This window comes from Micromonospora sp. D75 (assembly GCF_018070405.1).
Taxonomy (GTDB): domain Bacteria; phylum Actinomycetota; class Actinomycetes; order Mycobacteriales; family Micromonosporaceae; genus Micromonospora; species Micromonospora chalcea.
Window position 1 is genome coordinate 1 of record NZ_JAGPXV010000273.1, and the last position, 7,539, is coordinate 7,539.

7 protein-coding genes are annotated in these 7,539 nt (G+C 70.8%); 2 read left to right on the forward strand and 5 right to left on the reverse strand.

Going from position 1 to position 7,539, the window contains the following annotated elements; genetic code table 11:
• On the forward strand, window positions 1–705 hold a 705-nt coding region (locus tag KBX39_RS17335; protein ID WP_210871525.1), incomplete at its 5' end, for a phosphotransferase family protein.
• Window positions 706–1,917 (forward strand): acyl-CoA dehydrogenase family protein, encoded by a 1,212-nt coding sequence (locus KBX39_RS17340; protein WP_210871527.1) that lies wholly within the window; start codon window positions 706–708, stop codon window positions 1,915–1,917.
• Window positions 1,918–1,932: 15 nt separating this feature from the next.
• On the opposite strand, the gene KBX39_RS17345 is transcribed toward KBX39_RS17340, so the two are convergent.
• The 5 genes from KBX39_RS17345 to KBX39_RS17365 form a co-directional block, all read right to left on the reverse strand.
• Window positions 1,933–2,979 (reverse strand): LacI family DNA-binding transcriptional regulator, encoded by a 1,047-nt coding sequence (locus KBX39_RS17345; RefSeq protein WP_128137542.1) that lies wholly within the window; start codon window positions 2,977–2,979, stop codon window positions 1,933–1,935.
• An 84-nt stretch (window positions 2,980–3,063) separates the two neighbouring features.
• On the reverse strand, window positions 3,064–4,497 hold the full coding sequence (locus tag KBX39_RS17350) for a GH1 family beta-glucosidase (protein ID WP_210871529.1): 1,434 nt from the start codon (window positions 4,495–4,497) through the stop codon (window positions 3,064–3,066).
• Window positions 4,494–5,294: a carbohydrate ABC transporter permease gene (locus KBX39_RS17355; protein ID WP_030274682.1), complete on the reverse strand. Its 801-nt coding sequence runs from the start codon at window positions 5,292–5,294 to the stop codon at window positions 4,494–4,496. The genes KBX39_RS17350 and KBX39_RS17355 overlap by 4 nt, the downstream gene beginning before the upstream one ends.
• A 105-nt stretch (window positions 5,295–5,399) precedes the next feature.
• Entirely contained in the window at window positions 5,400–6,380 is a 981-nt protein-coding gene (locus KBX39_RS17360) for a carbohydrate ABC transporter permease (RefSeq protein WP_174537078.1), read from the reverse strand.
• A 119-nt stretch (window positions 6,381–6,499) separates the two neighbouring features.
• A partial coding sequence (locus KBX39_RS17365; RefSeq protein ID WP_210871531.1) for an extracellular solute-binding protein occupies window positions 6,500–7,539 on the reverse strand: 1,040 nt, incomplete at its 5' end.

The following is a 7,539-nucleotide window of genomic DNA, read 5'->3' on the forward strand; positions in this document are numbered from 1 at the left end:
GTCTACCGGCGGCGCGAGCAGACCGACACGCTCACCGCCGCCCAGCGACGCGACCTCGCCATGGCGATGATGGACACGCTCGCCACGCTGCACCGGGTCGAGCCGGCCGAGGTCGGGCTGGCCGACTTCGGCCGTCCGGAGGGCTACCTGGCCCGGCAGGTACGCCGCTGGGCCGGCCAGCTCGACCGGTCCCGCAGCCGGCCGCTGCCCGGCATCGACGAGCTGCGCGACGCGCTGGCCGCCAGCGTGCCCGAGGGCGCGAACGCGGGCCGGATCGTGCACGGCGACTACCGGCTGGACAATCTGCTCGCCACCGTCGACCCGCCGGCGGTGCGGGCGGTGCTCGACTGGGAGATGGCCACGCTCGGCGACCCGCTGGCCGACCTCGGGCTGCTGCTGACGTACTGGGACGTGCTCGGCGACAGCGACCACGGCGAGGGCAACCCGGTGGCCGACGGCATCGGGCCGCGCGCCGGGTTCCCCACCGGGGCCGAGCTGATCGAGCGGTACGCCGGGCGCAGCGACGTCGACGTCGGCCCGCTGCACTGGCACGTGGCGCTCGGCTGTTTCAAGCTCGCGGTGATCTGCGAGGGCATCCACTACCGGCACACGCTCGGCCAGACCCTGGGCGAGGGCTTCGACCGGATCGGCGACATGGTGGCGCCGCTCGTGGCACACGGGCTGCACGCGGTGAGGGAGAGCTAGATGGAGTTCGCGTACGACGACCGGACGGTCGAGCTGCGGCAACGGCTGGAGGCGTTCCTCACCGAGTGCGTGTACCCGGCCGAGCCGGTGCACCACGAGCAGGTGCTCGCGGCGGGCGACCCGTGGGCCCGCCCGCCGGTGATGGAGGAGCTGAAGGCGCAGGCGCGCGAGCGCGGGCTGTGGAATCTGTTCCTGCCCGACGCCCGCTACGGCGCCGGCCTGACCAACCTGCAGTACGCGCCGCTGGCCGAGCTGACCGGCCGCAGCCCGCACCTGGCCCCGGAGGCGCTCAACTGCGCCGCGCCGGACACCGGCAACATGGAGCTGCTCGCCGAGTTCGGCTCGGAGGCGCAGCGCAAGCAGTGGCTCATGCCGCTGCTGGCCGGGGAGATCCGGTCCGCGTTCTGCATGACCGAGCCGGAGGTGGCCTCCTCCGACGCGACGAACATCGGCACCCGGATCACCCGCGACGGCGACCACTACGTGATCAACGGCCGCAAGTGGTGGTCGTCCGGGGCGATGGACCCGCGCTGCGAGATCTTCATCGTGATGGGCAAGACCGACCCGGACGCCGACCGGCACCGCCAGCAGAGCATGATCCTGGTGCCCCGGGACACCCCCGGCGTGACGGTACGCCGCGGGATGCGTGTCTTCGGCTACAGCGACGCCCCGCACGGCGGGCACGCCGAGATCGACTTCTCCGACGTACGGGTGCCGGCGGAAAACCTCGTCGGCGAGGAGGGCACCGGGTTCGCCATCGCCCAGGCCCGGCTCGGCCCCGGCCGCATCCACCACTGCATGCGCCTGATCGGCATGGCCGAGCGGGCCCTGGAGCTGCTCTGCCGGCGCGTGCTCGACCGGGTCGCGTTCGGCCGCCCGCTCGCCGAGCAGGGCGTGGTACGCGAATGGATCGCCGAGTCGCGGGTCCGGATCGAGCAGGCCCGGCTGCTGGTGCTCAAGACCGCATGGCTGATGGACACCGTCGGCAACAAGGGCGCGCACACCGAGATCCAGGCCATCAAGATCGCTACACCGCTGATGGCCGAGTGGGTGATCGACAAGGCGATCCAGGCGCACGGCGGAGCCGGCGTCAGCCAGGACACCCCACTGGCCGAACTGTGGGCGGCGGCCCGCACGCTGCGCCTGGCCGACGGCCCGGACGAGGTGCACCGCGCCTCGCTGGCACGCCGGGAACTGCGCCGCTGGTCCTGACCGGCCCCGGGCGGGTCAGGCGGAGGCGCGGTGGATCAGCTCGGTGTCCAGCAGCACGTGCGGCGAGGGAACCTCCTCGCCCCGGATGCGGGAGACCAGCAGCCGGGCCATCTGCCGGCCCATCTCCTCCACCGGCTGGAACACGGTGGTCAGGGGCGGCTCGGCCTGACGCGCGATCGGGGCGTCGTCGAAGCCGATCACCGCGACGTCCTCCGGCACCCGGCGGCCCGCCTCGCGCAGCGCGCGCAGCGCGCCGAACGCCATCAGGTCGGAGGCGACGAACACGGCGTCCAGTTCCGGGCAGACGTCCAGCAGCCGGCGCATCGCGGCGGTGCCGCTGCCCTCGCTGAAGTCCCCGTACGCGATCAGGCCCGGGTCGACCCGGCCGCCGGAGGCCCGGACGGCCTCCTGGTAGCCGGAGAGCCGGGCCAGGCCGGCGCCCATGTCCTGCGGGCCGGCGATGGTGGCGACCCGCCGGCGGCCCTGGCGGAACAGGTGCTCCACCGCCTGCCGCGCGCCGCCGACGTTGTCCATGTCGACGAACCACGCCGGCTGGGCGTTCGGGTGCAGCATCCGCGCCGGACGGCCGCCGAGCACAGTCGGCAGGCCGCGCTCCTCCAGCAGCGTGGGCAGCGGGTCGGCGTCGTGCAGCGAGAGCAGGAGCACACCGTCGACGTGCTGGTTGGTCAGGTGGTGCTCGACCCGTTCCCGCTCGATCGGCGACTGCACCATGGCCAGCCAGAGCTGCATGGGCGTCTCCACCAGCCCGGAGCTGACGCCCCGCACGATGGCCGCGAAGAACGGCTCGGTGAAGACCCGCTCCCCCGACTCGGAGACGACCAGGGCCACCGAGTCGGTCCGCTGGGTGACCAGCGCACGGGCGGCGCGGTTCGGCACGTACCCCAGCTCGGCGATGGCCTGCTGGACGGCGGCCCGGGCCTCCGGGCTGACCTGCGGCGAGCCGTTGACCACGCGGGAGACCGTGCCGCGCCCGACGCCGGCGCGGGCCGCGACCGCGTCGAGGGTCGGACGCCCGAGCGAGCGGGTGCGCTGCGTTGTCATCGTCTGTTGCTCCTCCGACGGTCGGGCGGACCCGGCACCGATTGAGGCGTCGGCGCCGGGCCGCCCGTTACTGGCTGGCCCAGCTTATTGTGCGGGCAGTCCGTTGCGTCGGATCACGTCGGCGTACCACCTGGCGCTGGACTTCGCGATCCGGGCCTGGCTGTCGTAGTCGACATAGACCATGCCGAACCGCTTCGTGTAGCCCCAGGCCCACTCGAAGTTGTCCATCAGCGACCAGGCGAAGTAGCCCTTGAGCGGCACCCCGGCCTCGATCGCGGCGTGCGCCGCCCGCAGGTGCGCGGCGAAGTAGGCCAGCCGGTCCGGGTCGTCCACCCGGCCGTCGACCAGCTCGTCGACGAACGCCGAGCCGTTCTCGGTGACGTAGAGCGGCAGGTCGGTGTACTCCCGGTGGACCCGCTCCAGCGTCTCCACCAGGCCCGGGGCGTCGATCTCCCAGTCCATGTCCGTCACCGGGACACCCCGGGTGACGAACCGGACGTCCTCGCTGCCCGGCCAGCAGGACGGCGCCCGCCAGTAGGGCTCCGGCTCCGCGCCCTCGACCGGCGCGGCGACCACGTGCCGGCTGTAGTAGTTGATCCCGACCATGTCCAGCGGCGTGGCGATGGTCGCCAGGTCACCGTCGCGCACGTGCCCCATGTCGGTGATCTGGCGCACGTCGGCGACGAGGTCCGCCGGGTACGCCCCGCGCAGCACCGGGTCGAGGAAGAACCGGTTGGCCAGCGCGTCGATCCGGCGGGCCGCGTCGGCGTCCGCCGCCGAGTCGGTCGCCGGAGTGACCGGGTACAGGTTGACGGTGATGCCGAGCTGCGCGTCCGGGCGGGCCGCGCGGACCGCCTGCACGGCCAGGCCGTGGCCGAGCATCAGGTGGTGCCCGGCCCGCAGCGCGTCCGCGCCGTCTCTGCGGCCCGGCGCGTGCACGCCGGAGCCGTAACCGAGGAACGCCGAGCACCACGGCTCGTTCAGCGTGGTGAAGTACTTCACGCGGTCGCCGAGCGCGTCGGCGACCAGGTGCGCGTACTCGGCGAACCGGCCGGCGGTGTCCCGGGCCGGCCAGCCGCCCGCGTCCTCCAGCGGCTGCGGCAGGTCCCAGTGGTAGAGCGTCAGCCAGGGCTCGATGCCGTGGCCGAGCAGCTCGTCGATCAGGCGGCGGTAGAAGTCCATGCCCTCCTGGTTGACGCCGCCCGTGCCGCCCGGCTGCACCCGCGGCCAGCTCACCGAGAAGCGGTACGACCGCAGGCCCAGGTCGGCCATCAACCGCACGTCGTCCGGCATCCGGTGGTAGTGGTCGCACGCCACGTCGCCGGTGTGCCCGGCGACCGTCCGCCCCTCGGTGTGGCTGAAGATGTCCCAGATCGACGGGGCACGGCCGCCCTCCGTCGCCGCGCCCTCGATCTGGTACGCGGCGGTGGCCGCGCCCCAGAGGAAGTCCGGCGGGAAGGTCAGGGCCGGACCGGCGTCGAGGAGACCGACGGCGGGCGGGCTTGCTGGGTTGCTCACGACTTGACGGCGCCTTCCATGATGCCGCCGATGATCTGGCGGCCGAACAGAACGAACACGACGAACAGGGGCAGGGTCGCGATCAACGTACCGGCGAAGATCTGCGAGTTGTCGGCGAAGTAGGCGGTGTTGAGGCTGCGCAGCGAGATCTGGACGGTCGGGTTGGACGGGTCGGCCAGCACCACGAACGGCCAGAAGAACTGGTTCCACTGCTCCATGAAGGTCAGCAGGCCCAGCACCGCGGCGGCCGGACGCAGCGCGGGCGCCACCACGTGCCAGTACACCCGCCAGGTGGAACAGCCGTCCACCCGAGCCGCCTCGATCAACTCGTTCGGTACCGCCTGTTCGGCGTACTGGCGCATCATGAAGATGCCGAAGCCGCCGATCAGGAACGGAACGGTCACCGACGGCATGGTGTTCAGCCAGTCGAGCTTGGCCATAAGGATGTACAGCGGCAGCACGCCGAGCTGGATCGGCACCATCATCGAGGTCAGGATGATCAGCAGCAGCGCGTTCTTGCCCCGGAAGCGCAGCTTCGCGAACGCGAAGCCGGCCAGCGAGCCGAAGAACACGGTCGCGACGGTGATCGTCCCGGAGACCAGGAACGAGTTCATCAGGCCCTTGACGATGTTGGCGTCGCTGTTGGCGAGCACCCGCTCGATGTTCTCGCCGAGCTTGCCGCCGGGCAGGAACGGCGGCGGCCAGGAGTTGGCCGCGTCGTTCGTCCGGCTGGCGATCACGATCATCCAGTAGAACGGGAACAGGGACAGCAGCACGCCGAAGATCAGGCCGATCATGGTGAGCGGGCTGGCCTTCCAGAGCCGCTCGGCCTGGTGGGTGGTCTTCACCGGCGCGCTGTGCCGGGTGGGCGGACGGACCGCGGTGGTCGTCATCTCGTCACCTCACTTGTCGGAGCTGATGCGGCGGGCGAGCAGGTAGTTGATCGCCGACATCAACGCGATGAGCACGAAGAGCACGAGCGCGACCGCTCCGGCGTAACCCCACCGGAAGCGCTGGTTCATCACGTCGAGCAGGTACATCGTGATGGTCTGGAACTGGCCCTCCGAACCGCCGGAGAGACCACCCGAGCCGCTGGTGAACAGCAGGGGCTCGGTGAACAGCTGGAGGCCGCCGATGGTCGAGATGATCAGCGTGAAGATGATCGTGGGACGCAGCTGCGGGACCGTGATCGACCAGAACTGCCGCCGCCGGGAGGCGCCGTCCAGCGCCGCGGCCTCGTACATGTCCTTGCTGATGGACTGCATGGCGGCCAGGTAGATCAGCGCGTTGTAGCCGACCCAGCGCCAGTCGACCATGGTGGAGATGGCGAACCATGAGGCGAAGCGGTTCGCCCGCCAGTCGATCGGGTCCAGGCCGATGCTGTCGAGCAGCCAGTTGACCAGGCCGAAGTCCTTGGCGTAGATCATCGAGAAGATCAGCGCGACCACAGCGGTCGAGGTGATGATCGGCATCGCGATGGCCATCCGGAAGAACGTCTGCGCGCGCAGCTTCCGGTTCAGCGCGTTCGCCAGCATCAGCGCCAGCAGCAACTGGGGCACTGTGGAGAGCAGGAACATGCCGAACGTGTTGACCACCGCGTTCCAGAACTGCGGGTCCTCGGTGATCAGTTCGACGAAGTTGTCCATCCCGACGAAGGAGATCGTCGAGTTCAGCGGCGACCGGTCGGTCAGCGCGATCCAGACCGTGTACGCGATCGGGTACACGCCGAACACGGCGAAGATCACGAAGAACGGCAGGACGTACAGGTAGGGCGAGTACTTCAGGTCCAGCCGGGTCATCGAGGTGGCGCGGCGGCGTGTGTGCCTTGCGGAGCGCGGCGCGCCGGGCTCGGGCGGCGCCGCGGCGTGCAGGTCGAGGCTCATGGGGAGTCCTTCTCCTCGGCCGGCGTCACCCGCCACACGGGCGACGCCGGACTCTGCGGGCACCGCGGGTGGCGCCGGCAGCATGGGCTGCCGACGCCACCCGCGGGCGGCTCAACCGGTCACTTACCGGCGGCCGCACCGTTCTTCAGGGCCGCCTGCCACTGCTCGCCGGCCGACTTGCCCTGCTCCACGGCGCGCAGCGTGTTCTCCACGGCGGTGCGGACCGCGTTGTTCTTCGGGCCGAGGTAGACCGGCTTCAGCTCGGTCGCGCCGGCGGCGAAGATCTTGCCGACCGGGGCCTTGCTGAAGTAGTCGTTGGTCGAGTCGGCGACGGCCGGGTCGGTGAGCGCCTGCGGGTTCGACGGCAGGTTGCCGACCGCCTTGTACGCGCCGATCTGACCCTTGGCGCTGGTCAGGAACTTGGCCAGCTCCGCGGCCTCCTTCTGGTGCTTGCTCGACTTCGGCACGCCCAGGAAGGAACCGCCCCAGTTGCCACCGGCGCCCGGCGCCTTGGCGATGTCCCACTTGCCGGCCGCCGCGTCACCGGCCTGGCCCTTGATGACACCGGTCATCCAGGCGGGGCAGGCGATGGTGGCGAAGGTGCCGTTCTTGAAGCCGGCGTTCCACTCGTTGGAGAACGACTGGAGGTTGTTGGACAGCCCGGCGGCGATCATCTTGGTGGTGAGGTCGTACGCCGTCTTCACGTCCGGGTTCTGGTCGATGACCATCTTGTTGCTCTTGTCGTAGTACGTGTAGCCGCTGCCCTGGCCCGCGACCTGCATCAGCACCACGTTGTAGAAGTTGGTCGCCGAGTCGACGAACTTGTGCTTCTTGTCGGCGGCGGCGAACTTCTGGCCGGTGGCGATGAACTCGTCCCAGGTCGGCCAGAGCGCGCCGACCTGCTCGCGGTCGGTGGGCAGCCCGGCAGCCTTGAACAGGTCGCTGCGGTAGCACAGCGCCATCGAGCCGACGTCGGTGCCGAGGCCCAGCACCTTGCCGTCGGGCGTGGTGCCCTGCTCCCACTTCCACGGCAGGAAGTTGCCCTTGAGGTCGTTCGCGCCGTGGTCGGCGAGGTTCACGAACTTGTCGGCCTGGGCGTAGAACTGGACGATGGTGCCCTCTTCCAGGGCCACCACGTCACCGGCGCCCGAGCCCGCGG

Excerpts from the sequence above, each read along its gene's own strand:
- KBX39_RS17345 (WP_128137542.1), bottom strand. The coding sequence starts at position 2,979 with ATGACAACGCAGCGCACCCGCTCGCTCGGGCGTCCGACCCTCGACGCG.
- KBX39_RS17355 (WP_030274682.1), bottom strand. The coding sequence starts at position 5,294 with ATGATCGGCCTGATCTTCGGCGTGCTGCTGTCCCTGTTCCCGTTCTAC.
- KBX39_RS17340 (WP_210871527.1), top strand. The coding sequence starts at position 706 with ATGGAGTTCGCGTACGACGACCGGACGGTCGAGCTGCGGCAACGGCTG.
- KBX39_RS17360 (WP_174537078.1), bottom strand. The coding sequence starts at position 6,380 with ATGAGCCTCGACCTGCACGCCGCGGCGCCGCCCGAGCCCGGCGCGCCG.